Origin of the sequence: Pseudomonas nitroreducens NBRC 12694, from assembly GCF_002091755.1 — a bacterium.
Taxonomy (GTDB): Bacteria; Pseudomonadota; Gammaproteobacteria; order Pseudomonadales; family Pseudomonadaceae; genus Pseudomonas; species Pseudomonas nitroreducens.
Genome location: NZ_BDAI01000001.1, coordinates 1010617 through 1029560, shown reverse-complemented (window position 1 = coordinate 1029560; position 18944 = coordinate 1010617). Strand labels below are relative to the sequence as shown.

General features: G+C 64.1%; 21 protein-coding genes and 2 tRNA genes. 9 read left to right on the top strand and 14 right to left on the bottom strand.

Annotation, left to right across the window (positions count from 1 at the left end; genetic code table 11):
- Window positions 1-56: 56 nt before the first annotated feature.
- The 4 genes from PNI01S_RS04875 to rdgC form a co-directional block, all read right to left on the bottom strand.
- Window positions 57-266, bottom strand: coding sequence for a cold-shock protein (locus PNI01S_RS04875; RefSeq protein ID WP_024763416.1), 210 nt, complete (start codon window positions 264-266; stop codon window positions 57-59).
- 205 nt (window positions 267-471) lie between these two features.
- Window positions 472-786 (bottom strand): quaternary ammonium compound efflux SMR transporter SugE, encoded by a 315-nt coding sequence (sugE, locus tag PNI01S_RS04870; protein WP_024763417.1) that lies wholly within the window; start codon window positions 784-786, stop codon window positions 472-474.
- Between the two features lie 133 nt (window positions 787-919).
- A complete protein-coding gene (locus PNI01S_RS04865) occupies window positions 920-1876 on the bottom strand; it encodes a bile acid:sodium symporter family protein (protein WP_084357519.1) in 957 nt (318 codons plus the stop codon).
- A 72-nt stretch (window positions 1877-1948) separates the two neighbouring features.
- On the bottom strand, window positions 1949-2869 hold the full coding sequence (rdgC, locus tag PNI01S_RS04860) for a recombination-associated protein RdgC (RefSeq protein WP_024763419.1): 921 nt from the start codon (window positions 2867-2869) through the stop codon (window positions 1949-1951).
- A gap of 177 nt (window positions 2870-3046) precedes the next feature.
- On the opposite strand from rdgC, the gene PNI01S_RS04855 reads away from it, so the two are divergent.
- From PNI01S_RS04855 to PNI01S_RS04840, 4 genes are all read left to right on the top strand, one after another.
- Window positions 3047-3122, top strand: a tRNA-Val gene (locus PNI01S_RS04855).
- 13 nt (window positions 3123-3135) lie between these two features.
- A tRNA-Asp gene (locus tag PNI01S_RS04850) sits at window positions 3136-3212 on the top strand.
- A gap of 287 nt (window positions 3213-3499) precedes the next feature.
- Window positions 3500-4249 (top strand): BamJ family beta-barrel-assembly machinery protein, encoded by a 750-nt coding sequence (gene bamJ / locus PNI01S_RS04845; protein WP_024763420.1) that lies wholly within the window; start codon window positions 3500-3502, stop codon window positions 4247-4249.
- Window positions 4250-4623: 374 nt separating this feature from the next.
- A complete protein-coding gene (locus tag PNI01S_RS04840; RefSeq protein WP_024763421.1) occupies window positions 4624-5049 on the top strand; it encodes a YkvA family protein in 426 nt (141 codons plus the stop codon).
- Here PNI01S_RS04840 and PNI01S_RS04835 read toward each other — a convergent pair.
- Complete coding sequence (locus PNI01S_RS04835; protein WP_037009232.1) at window positions 5037-5783, bottom strand: substrate-binding periplasmic protein; 747 nt, start codon at window positions 5781-5783, stop codon at window positions 5037-5039. The two genes, PNI01S_RS04840 and PNI01S_RS04835, sit on opposite strands and share 13 nt — an antisense overlap.
- Window positions 5784-5880: 97 nt before the next feature.
- Between PNI01S_RS04835 and PNI01S_RS04830 the strand changes: the two genes are divergently transcribed.
- From PNI01S_RS04830 to PNI01S_RS04820, 3 genes are all read left to right on the top strand, one after another.
- The gene (locus PNI01S_RS04830; RefSeq protein WP_024763423.1) at window positions 5881-6198 is read left to right on the top strand and encodes a helix-turn-helix domain-containing protein; all 318 of its coding nucleotides are present in this window, start codon (window positions 5881-5883) and stop codon (window positions 6196-6198) included.
- On the top strand, window positions 6195-6560 hold the full coding sequence (locus PNI01S_RS04825; RefSeq protein ID WP_024763424.1) for a hypothetical protein: 366 nt from the start codon (window positions 6195-6197) through the stop codon (window positions 6558-6560). Before PNI01S_RS04830 ends, PNI01S_RS04825 begins: the two co-directional genes overlap by 4 nt.
- 70 nt (window positions 6561-6630) lie before the next feature.
- Entirely contained in the window at window positions 6631-7047 is a 417-nt protein-coding gene (locus PNI01S_RS04820) for a tetratricopeptide repeat protein (protein WP_226046613.1), read from the top strand.
- Window position 7048: 1 nt separating this feature from the next.
- On the opposite strand, the gene PNI01S_RS04815 is transcribed toward PNI01S_RS04820, so the two are convergent.
- Complete coding sequence (locus tag PNI01S_RS04815) at window positions 7049-8797, bottom strand: bifunctional diguanylate cyclase/phosphodiesterase (protein ID WP_084357518.1); 1749 nt, start codon at window positions 8795-8797, stop codon at window positions 7049-7051.
- Between the two features lie 89 nt (window positions 8798-8886).
- A complete protein-coding gene (locus tag PNI01S_RS04810; protein ID WP_024763425.1) occupies window positions 8887-10965 on the bottom strand; it encodes a carboxy terminal-processing peptidase in 2079 nt (692 codons plus the stop codon).
- A 138-nt stretch (window positions 10966-11103) separates the two neighbouring features.
- On the opposite strand from PNI01S_RS04810, the gene PNI01S_RS04805 reads away from it, so the two are divergent.
- Window positions 11104-12066 (top strand): NAD(P)H-quinone oxidoreductase, encoded by a 963-nt coding sequence (locus PNI01S_RS04805; RefSeq protein WP_024763426.1) that lies wholly within the window; start codon window positions 11104-11106, stop codon window positions 12064-12066.
- Window positions 12067-12121: 55 nt separating this feature from the next.
- Here PNI01S_RS04805 and PNI01S_RS04800 read toward each other — a convergent pair whose 3' ends face one another.
- From PNI01S_RS04800 to PNI01S_RS04775, 6 genes are read right to left on the bottom strand one after another with little or no spacing between them, the layout of a single operon-like run.
- Window positions 12122-12775 (bottom strand): HAD family hydrolase, encoded by a 654-nt coding sequence (locus tag PNI01S_RS04800; RefSeq protein WP_024763427.1) that lies wholly within the window; start codon window positions 12773-12775, stop codon window positions 12122-12124.
- Entirely contained in the window at window positions 12775-13770 is a 996-nt protein-coding gene (locus PNI01S_RS04795) for an ABC transporter ATP-binding protein (RefSeq protein WP_065085969.1), read from the bottom strand. Before PNI01S_RS04795 ends, PNI01S_RS04800 begins: the two co-directional genes overlap by 1 nt.
- A 1-nt stretch (window position 13771) precedes the next feature.
- Complete coding sequence (locus PNI01S_RS04790) at window positions 13772-14560, bottom strand: ABC transporter permease (RefSeq protein ID WP_084357517.1); 789 nt, start codon at window positions 14558-14560, stop codon at window positions 13772-13774.
- Window positions 14544-15386, bottom strand: coding sequence for an ABC transporter permease (locus tag PNI01S_RS04785; RefSeq protein ID WP_024763429.1), 843 nt, complete (start codon window positions 15384-15386; stop codon window positions 14544-14546). Before PNI01S_RS04785 ends, PNI01S_RS04790 begins: the two co-directional genes overlap by 17 nt.
- Complete coding sequence (locus PNI01S_RS04780; RefSeq protein ID WP_084357516.1) at window positions 15383-16192, bottom strand: alkaline phosphatase family protein; 810 nt, start codon at window positions 16190-16192, stop codon at window positions 15383-15385. The genes PNI01S_RS04785 and PNI01S_RS04780 overlap by 4 nt, the downstream gene beginning before the upstream one ends.
- A 56-nt stretch (window positions 16193-16248) precedes the next feature.
- Window positions 16249-17307, bottom strand: coding sequence for an ABC transporter substrate-binding protein (locus PNI01S_RS04775; RefSeq protein WP_084357515.1), 1059 nt, complete (start codon window positions 17305-17307; stop codon window positions 16249-16251).
- Window positions 17308-17633: 326 nt separating this feature from the next.
- Here PNI01S_RS04775 and PNI01S_RS04770 point away from each other — a divergent pair, with 326 nt between their 5' ends.
- Window positions 17634-18350, top strand: coding sequence for a UTRA domain-containing protein (locus tag PNI01S_RS04770; protein ID WP_084357514.1), 717 nt, complete (start codon window positions 17634-17636; stop codon window positions 18348-18350).
- A 132-nt stretch (window positions 18351-18482) separates the two neighbouring features.
- Here the strand turns inward: PNI01S_RS04770 and PNI01S_RS04765 are convergent, their stop codons facing one another.
- Window positions 18483-18884: a GFA family protein gene (locus PNI01S_RS04765; RefSeq protein WP_024763433.1), complete on the bottom strand. Its 402-nt coding sequence runs from the start codon at window positions 18882-18884 to the stop codon at window positions 18483-18485.
- Window positions 18885-18944: the final 60 nt, after the last annotated feature.

Here is an 18944-nt window from a genome sequence, read left to right as displayed (position 1 = left end):
GGCGGCAAAGAAAAAGCCCCGGCAATGCCGGGGCTTTTTCATGGGCGTGTCGCGGTTCAGATGACCTGAACTTCGTCAGCCTGCAGGCCCTTCTGGCCTTCAACCACGATGAAGGAGACCTTCTGGCCTTCCTGCAGCGACTTGAAGCCGGTGCCCTGGATGGAGCGGAAGTGCACGAAGACATCGTTGCCGCTTTCCGGAGTGATGAAGCCGAAGCCCTTGGCGTCATTGAACCACTTGACGGTGCCGGTCTGACGATTCGACATGGAGATACACCTTGAACAATTGAATATTGTTTTGCGGAAAGGTCCGCGCTCGTCCTGAGTTGCAAGGTGCAGTCGAAGCCGGGTGGTGGGGAATGGCCCCACCAGGTCACGAGCCACAGTGACCCAAGCAAACACAGTGGCCCGCAGCATACCGACAAATTTTCGGGAAAGCGACAACCCGCCGGTATCGAGAACCGATACAGCGTCAGTGGCTCATTTTCAGTCCGACCAGTCCGCACAGGATCAGCGCAACGCTGAGCAGGCGTACCGGCGCCATGGACTCGCCGAACAGCACGATCCCGACGATGACGGTGCCGACAGCGCCGACACCGGTCCAGATGGCGTAGGCGGTGCCCAGGGGCAGATTCCTCATGGCCAGGCCAAGCAGGCCCATGCTGGTGATGATCGCCAGCACGGTGAGGATGGTCGGTATCGGTCGGGTGAAGCCTTCGGTGTATTTCAGGCCGACAGCCCAGCCCACTTCGAACAGGCCGGCGACGAACAGAATGATCCAGGACATGGAACTCTCCAGACGGTGGATGGAATGGAGGGCCGTCCCCGCTGGAGCACCGGAAGGTGGTGAGGTCGTCCTCACAATGTGCATTATTTTGCACAAAAGCGGTGCGCCGGGCAACCCGGCGCGGGAGGTTGCCCTATTGCGGGGCTTCTTTCTGGACGGGTGGCTCATCGGACATGCGTCGGAACCAGGTGGAAAGCGTAGCGCCGGAAATGTTGTGCCAGACGCTGAACAGCGCGCTGGGTACGGCCGCCAGCGGCGAGAAGTGCGCACTGGCCAGCGCGGCGCCAAGCCCGGAGTTCTGCATGCCGACTTCCAGCGCCAGCGATTTGCGCTGCGCCAGCGGCAGCCCGAAGACCTTGGCGGTGAAGTAGCCGAGCAGGAAGCCGAAACCGTTGTGCAGGATCACCACGGCCATGATCAGCAGGCCGGATTCGGCGATCTTCGCCTGGCTGGCCGCGACCACGGCGGCGACGATGATCACGATGGAAATCACCGAGATCAGCGGCAGCACATCGACCACGTGACGAACTCGCGCCCCGAGCATGCGCTGAGCGACGATGCCGAGGACGATGGGTACCACGACGACCTGCAGGATCGACCAGAACAGCGCGCCGAAGGACACCGGTAGCCAGGCCGAGGCCAGCAGCCAGATCAGCGCCGGAGTCAGCAGCGGGGCGAGGAGGGTGGTCACACCGGCGATGGCCACGGAAAGCGCCAGATCGCCGCGCGAGAGCCAGGTCATCACGTTGGAAGCGGTACCGCTGGGGCAGCAGCCGACCAGGATCACGCCCACGGCGATTTCCGGCGGCAGGTGCATCAGTTGGCAGAGCAGCCAGGCCATGCCGGGCATGATCACGAAGTGGGCGATCACACCGAGGGTGACGCGCCACGGGTGCCGGGCGACTTCGGCGAAGTCCTCGACCTTGAGCGTCAGGCCCATGCCGAACATCACCACGCCGAGCATGGGGACGATGGCGACGGTGAGCGGAGTGAAGAGTGAGGGGATGAAGAACGCCAGAATGGCGAAGAGCAGCACCCAGAGGGCGAAGGTGTTGCCCATGAAGCGGCTGAGCAGGATGAGAGCACGCATGGGCCGTCCTTCTTTTTATGTGGGCCTTATTGTCAGGACAGGCGCCGCGAGGACGCGGCGCCTGTCACGGCATCAGATGCCTTCAGGCATCGCTTCGCCACCGAGCGCTTCGATCAGCGCTGGAAGGAATTCGGCGAAGGTCAGCATCATCAGGGTGAAGCTGGCGTCGAGCTGGCCGAGGGCGTCTTCGCCGCCGTCCTGCTCCGCCTTCTCCTGCAGCATGTCTTCGAAGCGCAGGCGCTTGATCGCGACCTTGTCGTCGAGGACGAAGGACAGCTTGTCGGACCAGGCCAGGGACAGCTGGGTAACCAGCTTGCCGGCGGTCAGGTGCAGCTGGATTTCCTCGCTGGTCAGATCCTGGCGCTTGCAGCGCACCACGCCGCCGTCTTCGTGGGTGTCACGCAGCTCGCACTCGTCGAGGACGAAGAAGTCGCCGGCGGCTTCCTGGGTTTTCACCCATTCGGTCAGGGTGGCGGTCGGTGCGGTCTTCACGGTCAGCGGGCGCACCGGCAGCGAGCCCAGCGCTTCGCGCAGGGTGGACAGCAGGTCTTCGGCCTTCTTCGCGCTGGAGGTATCGACCAGGATCAGCCCCAGGCTCGGAGCGATGGCGGCGAAGGTCACGGAACGACGGATGAAGGCGCGTGGCAGCAGAGTCTGGACGATCTCGTCCTTGAGCTGGTCGCGTTCCTTCTTGTAGACCTTGCGCATCTGTGCGGCTTCGATCTCGTCGACCTTCTCCTTGAGCGCGTCACGTACCACGCTGCCGGGGAGGATGCGCTCTTCCTTGCGGGCACTGATCAGGAAGAATCCCTCGCTGGCGTGCACCAGCGGCGCGTCCGGGCCCTTGCCGAAGGGGGCGGAGAAACCATAGGTAGTCAGCTCCTGGCTGGCGCAGGAGCGCGCCGGTTTACTGGCCAGGGCCTTTTCCAGGGCATCGGCGTCGATCTGCAGATCCTGGGTGAGGCGATATACGAGCAGATTGCGGAACCACATGAGGGGCTAACTCCTGGACACAAAGGAGCCATTATTCCGTTCGGCGCGGTTCAGGCCAACCCCGTTTCGTCATTCCCCCTCTTCATCTAAGCCTTTGGAACATCTGAAAATTTTTTTCATCGAGGGGCTTGCCAGGTGCAAATGTCCTCCGTAGAATGCGCCCCACTTCGAGACGAAGGGTGATTAGCTCAGCCGGGAGAGCATCTGCCTTACAAGCAGAGGGTCGGCGGTTCGATCCCGTCATCACCCACCACTCGAGGTCCGACGCAGCGGTAGTTCAGTCGGTTAGAATACCGGCCTGTCACGCCGGGGGTCGCGGGTTCGAGTCCCGTCCGCTGCGCCACATTCTGAAAAGCCCTCAGGTAGCGATACCTGGGGGCTTTTTCTTTTCCTTCCTTTCCTTGTCTGCAAAAGCCTTTCCTGCGAAAGCGTCCCGTCAAAGTTGCCCGCTTCGATCACCGTGATTGCGTGCTGGCCGTCTGTCTTATCCTGTTAATTTTCTTATAAGTTTGCTGTGGGAACTTCTCTCTCGGCAGTGGTTCCTATTGCCCATAGCCACTGGCCACGAGCGCCTGATAAGCTCGCGGCTTCATTACTTAAGCCATGACGGCGCAAAGACAAGGATTCAGCATGAAACAACATCGGTTGGCGGCAGCGATCGCGCTGGTCGGCCTGGTTCTCGCGGGCTGCGACAAACAGGCCGCCGAAGTGGAACTCAAGACTCCTGCGCAGAAAGCTTCCTATGGCATCGGCCTGAACATGGGCAAGAGCCTCGCCCAGGAAGGCATGAATGACCTGGATTCGAAAGCCGTCGCCCTGGGTATCGAAGATGCCGTCGGCAAGCAGAAGCAGAAGCTGACCGACGAAGAGCTGACCGAAGCCTTCACTGCCCTGCAGAAGCGCACTGAAGAGCAGGTTGCCAAGAAGAACGCCGAGGCCCTGGAAGCCGGCAAGAAATTCCTCGAGGAAAACGGCAAGCGTGAGGGCGTGGTCACCACCAAGTCCGGCCTGCAGTACGAAGTCGTGAAGAAAGCCGACGGCGCACAGCCCAAGGCTACCGATGTCGTCACCGTTCACTACGAAGGCAAGCTGGTCGACGGTACTGTCTTCGACAGCTCCATCCAGCGTGGCAGCCCGATCGACCTGCCGGTCGGCGGCGTGATCCCGGGTTGGGTCGAGGCCCTGCAACTGATGCACGTCGGCGAGAAGATCAAGCTCTTCATCCCGAGCGAACTGGCCTACGGTGCCCAGAGCCCGAGCCCGACCATCCCGGCCAACTCGGTTCTGGTGTTCGACCTCGAACTGCTGGCCATCAAGGACCCGAATCAGCCTGACGCGGCTGAGGCTCCGGAAGCTTCGGCAGAGCAGCCCAAGAAGTAACTGAGTACCTTCGTACCAGTGGAAACGCCCCGTAACCTGCGGGGCGTTTTCGTTTGTGCGGGGAACGCTCTGGAACGGTGCGCTGACCGTCGGGTCTGAAGGGGAGTAACCTTCATTCCGGTGTTACCCTTATGCACATATTTGACGCAGTTGAAACAATCTCCTCCCCTTGACATTGCCGGGCCCTTCGCTTAGCCGCAACTGCATGATTTTTAACGCATTTGTAGGGGTGAACAAAAAATCGCCGATCTGTCTCCAGCCCTCGTGGCGCGGGCGTTTGGGCGACATCGAGGGTGTCTTTCAACAGAGTTATCCACAGGAAAGGTGGATAACCTGAACCTGCTCTGTACGAATCTTCCTATCGAGGTAAGTCGATGAAAAAGCCTCCGGGATTTGACCGTTTCCTCAAGCTCGCCAGCCGTTTCATCGCGGGTGGGCGAGTGCCTGCGTTGCTGTTCGCCGTCGCTCGCAAGAGTGGCCGAGTGAAGCTGGCCAGGACCGATCTGAAGCTGCTGCAGGAATTGCTGGTGGCCTGGGTGCGCGGCGACTACCGCGGCATCAGTTCCCAGGCGCTGGTTTCCGTGGTGGCGGCGCTGCTGTATTTCCTTTCTCCCGTGGACCTGGTGCCCGACTGGCTGCTGGGCGTCGGCTTCCTTGACGACCTGGCGGTGCTGGCCTGGGTGGTACGTCGCTGGCAATCGGAGATCGATGCCTTCAAGGTCTGGCGCGACGCGCAGGGCGTGGAAACCCGCGAAGCCCTGAAGCAACTGCCGCCGCCGGAAGCGATTCAGCGTCTCTGACGCAGCCGCGCGCTCTGCTCGCCGAGCAGGCGCTGGATGGAACCGTCGCTCACCATCGCCTGCAGCACGGCATCCAGTCGCTCGGCGGGCAGCGGCAGGGCAGGGCCGTACGAGCAATGGATCGAGTAGTGCTGCACGTTGTTACTGTGGATCGCCACGGGCAATTCGTGGTGCTGGGCAAGGAGAAACTCCAGCGGCCGGCGCATTTCGATCAATGCATCCAGGCGGCCGGCCTCGAGCATGTGCAGACGTGTATCCAGGTCGCGTACATCGGCGCGCTTCACCCGTCCTTCGGCGAAGGCCTGCATCAGCGGGGCGGGGTAGACGTAGCCCAGGCTGGTGCCGATGCGGATGTCGTGCAGCTGCGCGAGGTTCTCCACAGGCGGCGCATCCGCCCGCTGGGCCAGGGCATCTTCTTCCTCGAACAGGCTGGGAGACCAGTGCAGTTTCTCCGGCGCCTTCATCCACTGCGGATTGTTGATGCACAGCAGGTGGATCGCGCCCTGGGCGAGGGCGGGCTCGGCGCGCTTGTCCGGCGTTTCCACGAAGCGAATCTCGAGCCCCAGGCGCTGTCCGACGGCTTCCCCCAGATCGCGGATGAAGCCAGGTGCCAATTCATGGTCGATACTTTCCGCATAGGGCATGCCGTTGCTTGGCGAATAGCCCCAGCGCAGCTCTTCGGCGCCACACAGGGCGCTGGCCAGGCACAGGCAGAGTGGAATCAGGCGCTGCAAATCGTTCCCCCGATTTGTGGGCGTGACGGCGACCGCAGTATAGCCGGCACAGCCCGGCGCCAGGCTGTTAAGATGGCCGCCTGCAAGGAGTGTTGTCATGAACGTTCAAGTCATCATGCGTGACGGCGAAGCGGAGTACGCCGTGGTTCCCTGGGCTGAGTACCAGGCGCTGCTGGCGGCTGCCGGCCGCGGAGCTGCTCAGCTCGTCAAACCGGATGCGTCCCCGGTGTTCGACGAGAAGCCGGACTGGAAAGCCCTGCGGGAAGCCCGTGGCATCGCCATTGAAACGCTGGCGCGCTCGGTGGGCATCAGCCCGTCCTACCTGGCACTGATAGAGAACGGCGAGCGCGAGGCCAGCGACGCCATCCAGCATGGCCTGCGTCGTGCCCTGGGCACTGGGGAGTCTGCTTCTTGAGCGTGCAGATCAGTCGCAAGCATTGGGAAGGTCTGCTCGGCGAGCTGGAAGACGCCCGCCGCCAGCGCCACCTGCTCACCTACCGGGCGCTGATCGAGCGCCTGCAATTGCCGACCCCGGCCATGACCGTGCTGACCGCCGCGCTGGAACACCTGGCTGCGCTGGATGCCCGTGCGGGGCGGCCGATACGCAGCTCGCTGGTGATCAGCCAGGGCGCCAGCCGCCTGCCCAGAACCGGCTTCTTCGAGCATGTCGAACGCCTGGGCCGATTCTCCGGTGCGCCGGATGGTCCTGCTGCCGCCGGCTGGCATGCGGCGGAAGTGGTGCGCGTGTTCGAGTTCGAGTACCCCGAGGAGCTCTGACGTGGCGACGCCTCGCGAGCTGTTCTGGCGTCTGCGTGCACGGCTGAGCTATGCGGTGGCGCGGCGCCTGATGGGGTGGCCGTGGATGGTCCGCCAGCCGCGTTCCTGGGCCTGGATGCAGGGCCAGTTCGCACGCATGGCCGCGCTGGGGGATGTTGGCGCACAGAGCTTCTACGGCCACCTGCTGCTGTTCCGCGGACAGGGGTTTGGCGCCCGCGAGGAAGGCCTGCGCCTGTTGCGCCTGGCCGCCACTGCAGGCGACCACAAGGCGGCGTACCAGTTGGGCGTGCAATCCCTCAAGGGCGATACCCGCCATGCCGGCGATGCGCAGGAAGCGGCGCGCTACTGGGGGCAGGCCGCCGAAGCGGGGCATCCGCTGGCGGCCCGCAAGCTTGGCGAGTTGTACCGCAGTGGTGGCCCCGGTCTCGAACCCGATGTGGCCCAGGCCGAACGCTACGAGACGCGCGCCCGCCAGTTGGGGCTCTGAATCATTCTGCCGTGAGAATGTGCAGGCTGTAGCCGGGCATGTTCTTCGCATGGCGCTTGGCCTCCGAGGCCAGCCCGGCCAGTTGGCTGGCGTCCAGACGCTGACCGGCGCCACTCTTCACGTGCACCACGCCGATCGACAGGGATAGCAGCGGATACTCCTCGCGCCACCCCTGGCGGTTGTGTGCGACGAAGCAGCCCGCGTCCAGGTGCTCGCGGCTGTAGAAGCGCCGGCACTGGCCCTGGAAATCCTCCAGCAGGTGGTTGAGCCGCTCGCGCCAGTCCTGCGTCCCCAGCACCAGCATGAAATCGTCGCCGCCGATATGGCCGACGAAGTCCCGCGTCGGGTCCACGCGCTCGCCCAGGCACTGCGCCAGGCACAGCAGAACTTCATCGCCGCGGGCATAGCCGTAGAGGTCGTTGAAGGGCTTGAAGCTGTCGATGTCGACATAGCACACCACCGCTTCGCGCCCCTGTTGCAGCAGGCGTGACAGGCACTGCTGGATGGGAACATTGCCCGGTAGCAGCGTCAGTGGGTTGGCGTGTCGGGCCTGGCGGATCTTCAGTTCGGTGATCAGCTTGAGCACGTCGATCACCCGGCCCAACCCCAGGTAGCGACCGTTCAGGGTGATGATGAAGTCTTCCTCGATGCGTTGCCGCGCGCGGCTGGTGAGCAGCCGGCTGACCTGCTGCAGCGACTGGCTGCGTTCCACCGCGAGGAAGTCGTCGCTCATCAGCCGGCTGATCGGCTTGCGCGCATACAGCTCCGGCGCGAACGGCTTGAGCAGGGTGTCCGAGAGTGCATGGCGATGGACGATGCCGACCGGTTGATCGTGGCCGTCGAGCACCGCCAGGGAGTTGAGGTTGGCCTGGGCGCGAAAGGCCTCCAGCACGTCAGCGATGGGCGTGCTGTCGCGCACCGCCGGTTGTTCCAGCAGCAGGGGCTCGAGGTCCGCTTGATCTTCGGCCAGCAACGCGCCAGCACTGTCCACTTCCGGTAGCAGGGCACGAGCGTCGCGGGGCGGAGTTTCGTTGGGGCGGCCAAGCAGGTAGCCCTGTACCAGGTCCACGCCCATCTCGGAAAGCACGGCCAGCTCTTCGGGAATCTCGATGCCTTCGGCGATCACCTGGGCGCGGGAGGCGTGGGCCATCTTCAGGATCGAGCCGACGAACTCGCGCTTCACCGCATCCAGGTGGATGCCTTCGATGAAGTGACGGTCGATCTTCACGTAGTCGGGTCGAAGCTCGGACCACAGGCGCAGGCTGGAGTAGCCCGCCCCCAGGTCATCCAGGGCGATGGAAAAACCCATGGCGCGATAGTGGTGAAGTGCGGTGTCGAGGAGGGTGAAATCCTCGATGGGTGTCTGCTCGGTGAGTTCGATCACCACGTCACTGGGCGAGATGCCGAAAGTCTGCAGCAACTGCAGTGTGCGGCCGGGCTGGTGGGTTGGTTCCAGCAGGGATTCGGGCGACACGTTGAGGAACAGCTTGCCCTCGAGCTTGAGGTCGCGAAAGCGCGCGCAGGCCTTGCGCCGGCAGAGCAGCTCCAGTTGGCTCAGGCGACCGCTGCTGCGGGCGATGCTGAACAGCGGCAGGGGCGAGTGCAGAGGGCCGTTGGAAGGGCCGCGCGTAAGGGCTTCGTAGCCCACCAGGCGCCTTTCCGAAAGCGACAGGATGGGCTGGAACAGGCAGTGCAGGTCGCCGTGAGCGAGGATCTGGTCCAGCGCGCTCAACTGCTCGGTGACGGTCATGACGGTTCTCGGTGGCTGGAAATGCAAAGGGCCGGTTTCCCGGCCCTGTGCATTTCACGACAGTGTCATGACTGTTTGATGTCATCCGATCAGTGTTTGGCCACCTGGGAGTTCAGGTTCAGATAGTCGATCAGGATGTGCCCGGACTCGGTGAGGTAGGCGTCGTCCTGCGGTTTGGTCTTGTCCTCTTCCGGCAGGGCGTTCTCGTCTTCCTTCTTCAGCTCCTTGAGCGGTTCCTGGCCCTTGGATTTGCGCAGGGCGTTCTCCATGGCCAGCTGACGGTTCTCGATGCTGGTCTGCTGGGCGCGACGCTTGGCTTCATTGAGGCTGACGGTCTTCTCCTTCATCAACTCCTGGGCCAGGGCGAGGCGCTCGCGGGCGTAGACGAAGTCCGCGTTGTGCTCGGTGCGCGCGTCGTGGCGCGTGCGCAGCTGGTCGAGGAACGGCTTGAACGGATCGGCCTGGGCCTTCAGCACGGGCTTGATGGTGTCCCACGGCATCGAGTCGGGCAGGGCGCTTTCGCCGATTTCCTTGTCGTCGACGATGGACGGGTAGCCGATGTCGGGGATCACGCCCTGGTGCTGGGTGCTCTGGCCGGAGACGCGGTAGAACTTGGCCAGGGTCAACTTCAGCTCGCCATGGTTGAGCGGCTGAATGGTCTGCACGGTGCCCTTGCCGAAGGTCTGGCCGCCGACGATGAGCGCGCGGTGGTAGTCCTGCATGGCACCGGCGAAGATCTCCGAGGCCGAGGCGGACAGGCGGTTGACCAGCACGGTCATCGGGCCGGTGTAGAACGCCTTGCCCTCGTCATCGTTGAGCACGTCGACGCGGCCGTCGCTGTTGCGCACCAGCACGGTCGGGCCCTGATCGATGAACAGGCCGGTCAGTTCTGTGGCTTCCTGCAGGGAGCCGCCGCCGTTGTTGCGCAGGTCGATGACGATGCCGTCGACATTGTCCTTCTGCAGCTCGGCGATGAGCTTCTTCACGTCGCGGGTGGTGGACTTGTAGTCCGGGTCGCCGGCGCGATAGGCCTTGAAGTCGAGGTAGAACGCGGGCACGTCGATGATGCCCAGCTTGTAGTTCTTGCCTTCGTGGTCGATGGTGATTTCCGACTTCTTCGCCGCCTGGTCTTCCAGCTTCACCGCCTCGCGGGTGATGGTGACGATCTTGCTGGTCTGATCGTTCGGCGCGTTGGTGGACGGAATCACTTCCAGGCGGACCTGAGAGCCTTTCGGGCCACGGATCAGTTTGACCACTTCATCCAGACGCCAGCCGACCACGTCGACCATCTCGCCCTTGCCCTGGGCGACGCCGATGATCTTGTCGGAAGTGGCGATCTGCTTGCTCTTCTCGGCGGGGCCGGCCGGTACCAGGCGCACGACCTTGACGTAGTCGTTGTCGCTCTGCAGTACGGCGCCGATGCCTTCGAGCGAGAGGCTCATGTTGATGTCGAAGTTTTCCGCGCTGTCCGGCGACAGGTACTGCGTGTGCGGGTCATAAGTCTGCGCGAAGGCGTTGATGTAGGCCTGGAAGATGTCTTCGCTGCGGGTCTGCTCCAGGCGCATCAGCTGGTTCTTGTAGCGCTTGGTCAGCTGTTCCTGGATGGCCTTGTTGTCCTTGCCGGCGATCTTCAGGCGCAGGACTTCGTCCTTCACCTTCTTGCGCCACAGGTCGTCGAGCGCGGCGCTGTCTTTCGCCCAGGGCGATTTCTCGCGGTCGATCTCCAGCGATTCGTCGGTCTTGAAGTCCATCTTGTCGACGCCCTTGTTCAGGGTGGCCAGGGCGAAGTCCAGGCGCTCCTTCAGGCGGTCGAGGTGACGCTTGTAGATGGTGAAGCCGGGCTCCAGTTCGCCGCTCTTGAGGAAGTCGTCGAACTGGGTGCGCCAGGGCGCGAACTGGTCGATGTCGGCCTGGGTGAAGTACATTCGCGCCGGATCGAGCGTCTTCAGGTAGCTGTCATAGATCTTTGCCGAGCGCTCGTCGTTCAGCGGCGGCTTGTTGTAGTGATGGCGCTTTAGCAACTCAACGATGTTGAGGCTGGCGATCACTTGATCCCGGTCAGGCTGCAGGCCGTCCCATACATTCGGGCTGGTGGTTGCCGCGAACGAGGAAAAGGCTGTTGCGCCGAGGATGAACAACAGGGCGGTACGGGGCAAAAATCGCTTCATGCTGATTCGACTGATCGCGGAGTTATGACGCATATTAGGCCTTAATTGGCGGCGCCGGGTTCAATCGCAGGTGAATTCGGCGCGAAGAAAGGGCCCGACCTTTCGGATCGGGCCCTGCAGGATCACTATGGAGGCAGCGTGAACGCATTGCAAGGCATCGAAGGGCGAGTGGAGTGGGCCGAGCGCCCGAACCCGACTTGCGCGCAGGGACAGATCCGCATCCAGGTCGCCGCCGCGGGACTCAACCGCGCCGACCTGTTGCAGGTGGCCGGTCTCTACCCGCCGCCACCGGGGGCGAGCGACGTTATCGGCCTGGAGTGCGCCGGCGTGGTGACCGAAGTCGGTGCCGGCAGTACCTGGCAGGTGGGCGACCGCGTCTGCGCCCTGCTGGCTGGCGGCGGTATGGCCGAGGAAGTCGTGGTGGACCAGCGCCATGCGCTGCCGGTGCCTGCCGGCTTGAGCATGGCCGAGGCTGCTGCGCTGCCCGAGGTCTACGCTACCGCCTGGCTTAACCTGTTCATGCTTGGCGCTCTGCAACCCGGTGAAAAAGTCCTGCTGCACGCCGGCGCCAGCGGCGTCGGCTCGGCCGGCATCCAGCTGTGCAAGGCGTTCAACAGCCCATGCTGGGTCAGCGTTGGCTCCGCCGATCGACTGGCCTACTGCGAAAGCCTGGGCGCCGAAGGCGGCGCGCTGCGCGGCGAGAGCCTCGAATCGCTTCGGGATTTCGCGCCCTTCGATGTAATCCTCGATCCGGTGGGCGCCAACTACGCCAAGCTCGACCTGGAAATCCTCGGCCGTGACGGTCGCTGGGTGGTCATTGGCCTGATGGGCGGTCGCAAGGCCGAGCTGGACCTGGCGTTACTGCTGGGCAAGCGTATCCAGCTCATCGGCTCGACCCTGCGTTCGCGGGATGCGGACTTCAAGGCGCAGCTGATCGCTGAACTCGGACAGAAGGTCTGGCCGCTGTTCGAGTCCGGCCAAATCAGCGCTCAACTGGAGCGCACCTTCCCGGTCCGCGATGCGCAGAGCGCGTTCGATGCGCTGGCGAGCAACCAGGTGCAGGGCAAGGTGGTGGTAGTGATCGACGAGAGCCTGGGTTGAGTCGATTGCACTCATGAAAAGGGCCGCTGAAGCGGCCCTTTTTCTGCGCAAGAGGTCATTTCCAGTTCAGAACGTCCCAGCCCATCTTCTGTGCATGCTCCAGCAGGACCGGATCGGCATTCACCACGTGCGGGTTGCCCACCAGCTTGAGCAGTGGCAGGTCGTTGCGCGAGTCTGAGTAGAAGTGCGCCTGGGCCAGGGGGCTGTCGTCGCCCTCCAGCAGGTCGAGCAGGCGCAGCACCTTGCCTTCGCGGTAGGTGAGCACGCCAACGGTACGGCCGGTGTAGTGGCCGTTCACTACTTCCAGGTCGATGGCCAGCACTTCGTCGATGCCGATGCGTTCGGCAATGGGCTGGACCAGGTGCACGCCGGAGGCTGAGATCACCAGCGGGCGGTCGCCAGCTTCGCGGTGGCGGGCGAGGGTGGCACACGCGTCGCTATGGATCAGCGGCTCGATCACGTCCTCGACGAAGGCTTCCACATCGCGCTCGATTTCTTCCACGCTGCGCCCGGCCATCGGTTCCAGGGCGAAGGCCATGTAGTCCTCCATGGGCAGTTTGCCCTGCGCGTACAGCGCCATCAGTTCGGCGTCGCGCTTGAGGAACGACTCCGCGTCGACCCAGCCGAGATCGGCCATGCGCTTGCTCCACAGGCTCGCGCAGTCGCCGTCGATCAGGGTGTCGTCGAGGTCGAATATCACCAGGGCCATCAGGCCACCTCCCGTATGCTTTCAATGTCTACGTGCAGGCCGAGCGTGGTGCCGGCTGGGTACAGGCGCTCGGCGCTGCGGTTGAGGACGTCCACGGTCAGCTCGACGCCATTGGCGTCCACCCGGTAGCGGATCACGTTGCCCAGCAGGCTGTGGGAGAGTACCCGAACCGGAATGCCCTCGCTCGCTTCGGCGCTCAGGCGCAGGGATTCGGGGCGGATCGCCACCTGCTGGCGGAAGGGGCGGTCCAGGAGCCTGGTCGCCTGGGCCGCGTCGAGCAGGTTGTAGTTGCCGATGAAGCCGGCGGCGAAGGCGTTTTCCGGCGCCGTGTAGAGCGTCTCGGCGTCGCCGCTCTGGACGATGCGCCCGGCGTTCATCAGTACGATACGGTCGGACAGCGTCAGTGCTTCTTCCTGATCGTGGGTGACGAACACCGTGGTCAGTTTCAGCTCCTGCTGGATGCGCCGTATCTGCTCGCGCAGGTGCTTGCGGATGCGTGCGTCCAGCGCCGACAGCGGCTCGTCGAGCAGCAGCAGGCGTGGGCGGGTGACCAGCGAGCGGGCCAGGGCGACGCGCTGGCACTGGCCGCCGGAGAGCTGGTGCGGATAGCGTGTGGCGAGCGGGCCGAGTTCGACCATGTCCAGCACCTCGGCCACGCGCTGGGCGGATTCCGCTCCCGGCACCTTGTGCATGCGCAAACCGAAGCCGACGTTCTGCTCCACGGTCATGTTGGGGAACAGCGCGTAGCTCTGGAACACCATGGCGATGCCGCGTTTCTGCGGACTTTTCGGCACGATGTCCTCGCCGTCCAGCAGGATGCGTCCGCTGTCCACCGCGGTGAGGCCGGCGATGCAGCGCAGCAGGGTGGATTTGCCGCAGCCGCTGGGGCCGAGCAGGGTGACGAACTCGCCGCGCTCGGCGGCGAAGTCGATGTCCTGGAATACCGTGGTGCTGCCGTAGCTCTTGTTCAGTGTTTCGACGCTGAGGAAGCTCATGTCAGGTCTTGTCCTTGTTCAAACGATTTGCCGCCCAGGTGAGCAGCAGGACGAAGAGGAAGTAGGAGACCACCACTGCGCTGGTGTAGTGGCCGCTGCTGTTGCGCATGTTGTTGAGGAACACCTGCAGCGTCTCGTAGCGGGTGCCCACCAGCAGGTTGGCGAAGACGAACTCGCCGATGAGGAAGCTGAAGGACAGGAACAGCGCCACCATCAGGCCCTTGCGCAGGTTCGGCAGCACCACCAGCAGGGCGGCCTGCCAGGTGCTGGCGCCGAGCAGGTGGGCGGCGTCCATCAGGTCGTGCAGGTTGATCGCCTGCAGGTTGTTGCTGATCGCCCGGTACATGAAAGGCAGGGCGATGGTGAAGTAGCAGCCGATCAGGATCCACGGCGTGCCGACGATGGGTACCGGGCCCGAGGCGTAGAGCTGAAGCAGGCCGACCGACGAGACCACCGGCGGCACCGCGAAGGGCAGCAGGATCAGCACGTTCATCAGCGCGTCCAGGCGCGGGAAGTAGTAGTGGATGACGAACATCAGCGGCAGCACCAGCGCCACGCTCAGGATCAGCGCGCCGAAGCACACCAGCAGCGACTGGCCGAAGGCGACGAGGAAACGCGGGTCGCTCCACAGGGTCAGGAACCACTTCAGGGTCAGCCCGTCGGGCAGCACGCTGGCGCTCCAGGAGGTGGCCAGCGAATAGAGCAGGGTGGCGGCCAGCGGCACCAGCAGGATCAGGAACAGCGCGTAGACCACCACGCGGTGGTAGAGCGCGTTAGCGTTTCTCGACATGGTAGCTCCGGCGCAGCAGCCACTGGTGGGCCAGGGTAATGATGCTCATCAGGCCGACCAGCACCATCGCCAGAGCACTGGCCATGTTCGGGTCGAGGAACACGTCGCCCGAGACCAGCCCGGCGATGCGGATCGGCACCACGTTGAAGTTGCCGGTGGTCAGCGAGTAGACGGTGGCGTAGGCGCCCAGCGCGTTGGCCAGCAGGATGACGAAGGTGCCCAGCAGCGCAGGGGTCAGCACCGGGATGCCGATGTGCCGCCAGAACGCCCACTGGCTGGCGCCCAGCAGCGCGGCGGATTCGCGCCAGTCCTCGCGCAGGGCGTCGAAGGCCGGGTAGAGCAGCATCACGCCCAGGGGAATCTGGAAGTAGGTGTAGAGGATGATCAGGCCGGTCTTCGAATAGAGGTTGAAGTCCTCGATGATCCCCGCCTGTTTCAGCAGCAGGGTGATGGCGCCGTTGAAGCCGAGGATGATGATGAAGGCGAAGGCCAGCGGCACCCCGGCGAAGTTGCTGGTCATGTTGGCGAAGGCCATCACGAAGTCGCGCAGCTTGCTGTCCACCTGGCGCAGCGAGTAGCTGCCGAGGATGGCGATGAACAGTCCGATCAGGCTCGACCACAGCGAGATTTCCAGGCTGTAGCGGATCGCCTGGAGGTAGAAGGGCGAGCCGAAGATCTCGCTGAAATTGCCCAGGCCCCAGCCGTCGCCGGTGCGCACGCTGTTGATCATCACCCACAGCAGCGGCGCGAGCTGGAAGGCGAAGAAGAACAGTGCGAAAGGCAGCAGGCAGAGCAGGGCGAAGCGTTTTCCGGTGTTCGATCTCATGCCTTGAGCAGCTCCCGGCAGACCGGTTTGTCGTGGGGCGCGCCGAGGATCTCGCACAGCGTGCCGCAGAGTTCGACCTGGCGCGGGCGGGCCTGGTCATCGAGGCTGAATGCCTCGCCGAAGACGAACAGCGGCACTTCGCGCTCCTCGGGGAGGATGCCGCCGTGGCTGCGGTCGTCGTTCATGCCGTGGTCGGCGGTGACCATCACCTGGTAGCCGGCGGCCAGCCACTGGTGCAGGTATTCGGAGAGGATGATGTCGGCGTGCCGCGCGCTGTTGCGGTACTGCGGCGTGCCGAGGCCGTGCTTGTGGCCGGTGTCGTCGATGTTCATCGGGTGCACCAGCAGGCAGTTCGGCGCGTGCCGGCGGCGCAGCGACTCGGCGTCGGTGAACAGGTGCGAGTCGGGGTAGTGGTCGGTCCAGTAGAAGTGCCCGTGCTGGATCGGCAGGGATTCATCGTCGGTATGCCGGTCGCGCGCCGGGTCGAAGGGCGTGCGGTTGTACAGCTCGCTGACCCAGTGATAGGCCGCTGCGGCGGTCGTCAGGCCGGCGGCGCGGGCGTAGTGGAACAGGCTGCGCTGGTTGGACCGGCGCGACACATCGTTGTGCAGGATGCCGCTGTCGATGGGGCGCACACCGGTAAGGATGCATTCATAGAGCGGGCGCGACAGCGACGGCAGCTCGCATTCGAGCCGGTACAGCTGGCCGCGGCCGGCATTGCACAGCGCTTGCAGGTGGCCCATGCAGTCGTGGGCGACGCTGTAGTTGAGGCCGTCGAGGACGACCAGGATGACGTCGTGGCGCATGGGCGGGGCCTTCGGCGAAACGCGGCCGCCCCGGCGTGAACCGAGGCGGCTGGGCGTCATTGCATGTTGATGATGACGTTCTCTTGCCACATCCGCGGCAGACGCTTGGAGGTCTCTTCCCAGGCCTTGGGATCCTTGATCGGCTGGGCCTTGGCGTACTGCTCGTTGGGCAGCAGCTTGGCTTGTACGTCGGCCGGCAGGGTCAGGTGCTCGGCACGGATCGGCCGGGCGTTGCCCTTGGCCAGATTGATCTGCCCGGCGTCGCTGAAGATGTATTCGCGGGCCAGCTTGGCGGCGTTCGGGTTCTTCGCGTACTTGTTGATGATGGTGGTGTAGCCGGAGATCACCGAGCCGTCGGAGGGGATCAGCACCTCGAAGCGCGACGGGTCGATCTGGTCGCGGTAGCTCAAGCCGTTGAAGTCCCAGACGATGCCGACTTCCACTTCACCCTTCTCCAGGGTGTTGATCACCGGGTTGGTCAGCGACAGGCGGCCCTGTTTGGCGAGCTGGGCGAAGAACTCCAGGCCAGGCTTGATGTTCTTCTCGTCGCCGCCATTGGCGATGCTGGCGGCCAGTACGCCGTTGACGGCCTGGGCAGCGGCGCTGACGTCACCGATGGTGACCTTGTACTTGCCCTTGAGCAGGTCGGCCCAACTGTGCGGGACCTCCTTGACCAACTGCTTGTTGACGATGAAGGCGATGGTGCCGGTGTAGGCGAGCGCCCAGTGGCCGTCCTTGTCCTTGGCCCATTCCGGGACCTGGTCCCAGGTGCTGGCCTTGTAGGGCTGGCTGACGTCCATCTGCATGGCGATAGGGCCGAAGGCGGCGCCGACGTCGCCGATGTCGGCGCTGGCGTTTTCCTTCTCGGCCTTGAACTTCGCCAGCTCCTGGGCCGAGCTCATGTCGGTGTCCATGTGCTTCAAGCCGTACTTGCTTTCCAGGTCCTTCCAGGTGTCCTTCCAGTTCGCCCAGCTGTCGGGCATGCCCACGCTGTTGACCTGGCCTTCCTTGCGGGCGGCGGCTTCCAGCGATTGCAGATCGGCGTTGGCCGCCATGGCGAGGCCGCTGCCCAAGGCAATGGCCGATCCCAGCAGTGAAGCAAGCAAGCGTTTCATTCGGTGCTCCTTCGGTTTGAGTGATTTCAAGCGTGGTCTAGATCAGCAAGACGCAGGCCAATCTAAGCGGCGTGGATGACAGTTTGATGTAGGCACCCGGCGCGCCAGCCCGGCCCTGCGCGGCCAGTGGGTCGTCGGGGAAAAGCGTAGACCATGGCCAACGCCTTGATCCGCCTGGTCTACGCTGGTGTCGTTAACTGGCATGGGCGCTGCTTGCAAAGGCACTGTCACGGGACGGTCATCGGGCTTTCCTAGGATGACGACACCCCGGCGGGGGTAAGAAATGCCCTGTTCTGGGGCTGGACTAGTCCAAAAGAGGGAATCGAATGCGCGATTCGGCGCTACCCACAGTCACGGCGATCTGCCGCGCGCTCATCGAACAGATCGACAGCGGCCTGCTCAGCGCTGGCGGCAAGCTGCCGGCCGAGCGCAAGCTGAGCGAGTTGTTCGACACCACGCGGATCACCCTGCGCGAGGCGCTGGGGCAACTGGAGGCTCAGGGGCTGATCTACCGCGAGGAGCGTCGCGGCTGGTTCGTCTCGCCGCCGCGCCTGCTTTACAACCCGCTGGTGCGCAGCCACTACCACGCCATGGTGGAAGGCCAGGGCCGGGTGCCGGCGACCGAGGTGCTGTCGGCCCGGCAGGTGCCCGCCAGTGCGGCGATCTGCGAGCTGTTGGAGCTGCCGGCGCTATCGAGCGTCTACCAGATTCGCCGGCTGCGCCGGGTAGATGGCCGCCTGGTGCTGTACGTCGAGCATTACCTCAATCCAGCGTATTTCCCCGGCATCCTCGACAGCGACCTGACCTGTTCACTCACCGAGCTGTACGCCAGCCGCTATGACATCCGCTACGGCCGCGTGCGCTTCGACATGGTGCCCACCGCCCTGCACGGTGAGGCGGCCAGCGTGCTGCGTGTCGCCGAGGGCAGCCCGGCGCTGCGCATCACCCGTATCAATGGCGACCAGCATGGGCGCATCATCGATTGCGACCTGGAATTCTGGCGGCACGATGCCATCCACGTGAGTGTGGAAGTGCCGGATTGATCTTTGAGTTGCGGTCGAGCCTGCAGGAGCGAGTTTGCCCGCGAACAACTGGTTTCCGCCGCGGGGCGTGCAGACGACTCCGAAACTGCGTGGTTCGCGAGCAAGCTCGCTCCTACAGGATCAAAGGTCGATTCAGCGGTCCGGATTCCACTCCGGATAGGCCGGAATCCCATCCTGCGCCAGCCACGGGCGGTCGTGGGACACCCAGATATGCCGCGCCGGCCGGGTGCCTGGATCCTCGTCCAGGCTGGCTACCCGCACGATGACGTGAGGCTGGCCGGCGCGCTCGGCGATCAGTTGCGTGCCGCAGCGCGGGCAGAACTTGCGCAGCTTGCCGGGCGAGGATTCATAGGCTGCCAGCTTGTCCGCACCACGGGTCCAGCGGAAGTGTTCGCGCATGACCCCTGCCGTGCTGGCGAAGGCCGCAGCGTGCGCCTTCTGGCAGGTCCGGCAGTGGCAATGGCCGATAGGCATGTCCAGGCCGTCGATCTCGTAGGCGATATCGCCGCACAGGCAGCTTCCGTTGAAGGACATGGCTGGCTCTCCTCTAAGACTCTCCATACAAAAACGCCCGGCAGGCGCCGGGCGTTCGGG

What these genes read in the sequence shown, in the direction of transcription:
- PNI01S_RS04875 (WP_024763416.1), bottom strand. Translation starts at nt 266, where the DNA reads ATGTCGAATCGTCAGACCGGCACCGTCAAGTGGTTCAATGACGCCAAG.
- sugE (WP_024763417.1), bottom strand. Translation starts at nt 786, where the DNA reads ATGTCCTGGATCATTCTGTTCGTCGCCGGCCTGTTCGAAGTGGGCTGG.
- PNI01S_RS04865 (WP_084357519.1), bottom strand. Translation starts at nt 1,876, where the DNA reads ATGCGTGCTCTCATCCTGCTCAGCCGCTTCATGGGCAACACCTTCGCC.
- rdgC (WP_024763419.1), bottom strand. Translation starts at nt 2,869, where the DNA reads ATGTGGTTCCGCAATCTGCTCGTATATCGCCTCACCCAGGATCTGCAG.
- bamJ (WP_024763420.1), top strand. Translation starts at nt 3,500, where the DNA reads ATGAAACAACATCGGTTGGCGGCAGCGATCGCGCTGGTCGGCCTGGTT.
- PNI01S_RS04840 (WP_024763421.1), top strand. Translation starts at nt 4,624, where the DNA reads ATGAAAAAGCCTCCGGGATTTGACCGTTTCCTCAAGCTCGCCAGCCGT.
- PNI01S_RS04830 (WP_024763423.1), top strand. Translation starts at nt 5,881, where the DNA reads ATGAACGTTCAAGTCATCATGCGTGACGGCGAAGCGGAGTACGCCGTG.
- PNI01S_RS04820 (WP_226046613.1), top strand. Translation starts at nt 6,631, where the DNA reads ATGGGGTGGCCGTGGATGGTCCGCCAGCCGCGTTCCTGGGCCTGGATG.
- PNI01S_RS04815 (WP_084357518.1), bottom strand. Translation starts at nt 8,797, where the DNA reads ATGACCGTCACCGAGCAGTTGAGCGCGCTGGACCAGATCCTCGCTCAC.
- PNI01S_RS04810 (WP_024763425.1), bottom strand. Translation starts at nt 10,965, where the DNA reads ATGAAGCGATTTTTGCCCCGTACCGCCCTGTTGTTCATCCTCGGCGCA.
- PNI01S_RS04800 (WP_024763427.1), bottom strand. Translation starts at nt 12,775, where the DNA reads ATGGCCCTGGTGATATTCGACCTCGACGACACCCTGATCGACGGCGAC.
- PNI01S_RS04795 (WP_065085969.1), bottom strand. Translation starts at nt 13,770, where the DNA reads ATGAGCTTCCTCAGCGTCGAAACACTGAACAAGAGCTACGGCAGCACC.
- PNI01S_RS04790 (WP_084357517.1), bottom strand. Translation starts at nt 14,560, where the DNA reads ATGTCGAGAAACGCTAACGCGCTCTACCACCGCGTGGTGGTCTACGCG.
- PNI01S_RS04785 (WP_024763429.1), bottom strand. Translation starts at nt 15,386, where the DNA reads ATGAGATCGAACACCGGAAAACGCTTCGCCCTGCTCTGCCTGCTGCCT.
- PNI01S_RS04780 (WP_084357516.1), bottom strand. Translation starts at nt 16,192, where the DNA reads ATGCGCCACGACGTCATCCTGGTCGTCCTCGACGGCCTCAACTACAGC.
- PNI01S_RS04775 (WP_084357515.1), bottom strand. Translation starts at nt 17,307, where the DNA reads ATGAAACGCTTGCTTGCTTCACTGCTGGGATCGGCCATTGCCTTGGGC.
- PNI01S_RS04770 (WP_084357514.1), top strand. Translation starts at nt 17,634, where the DNA reads ATGCGCGATTCGGCGCTACCCACAGTCACGGCGATCTGCCGCGCGCTC.
- PNI01S_RS04765 (WP_024763433.1), bottom strand. Translation starts at nt 18,884, where the DNA reads ATGTCCTTCAACGGAAGCTGCCTGTGCGGCGATATCGCCTACGAGATC.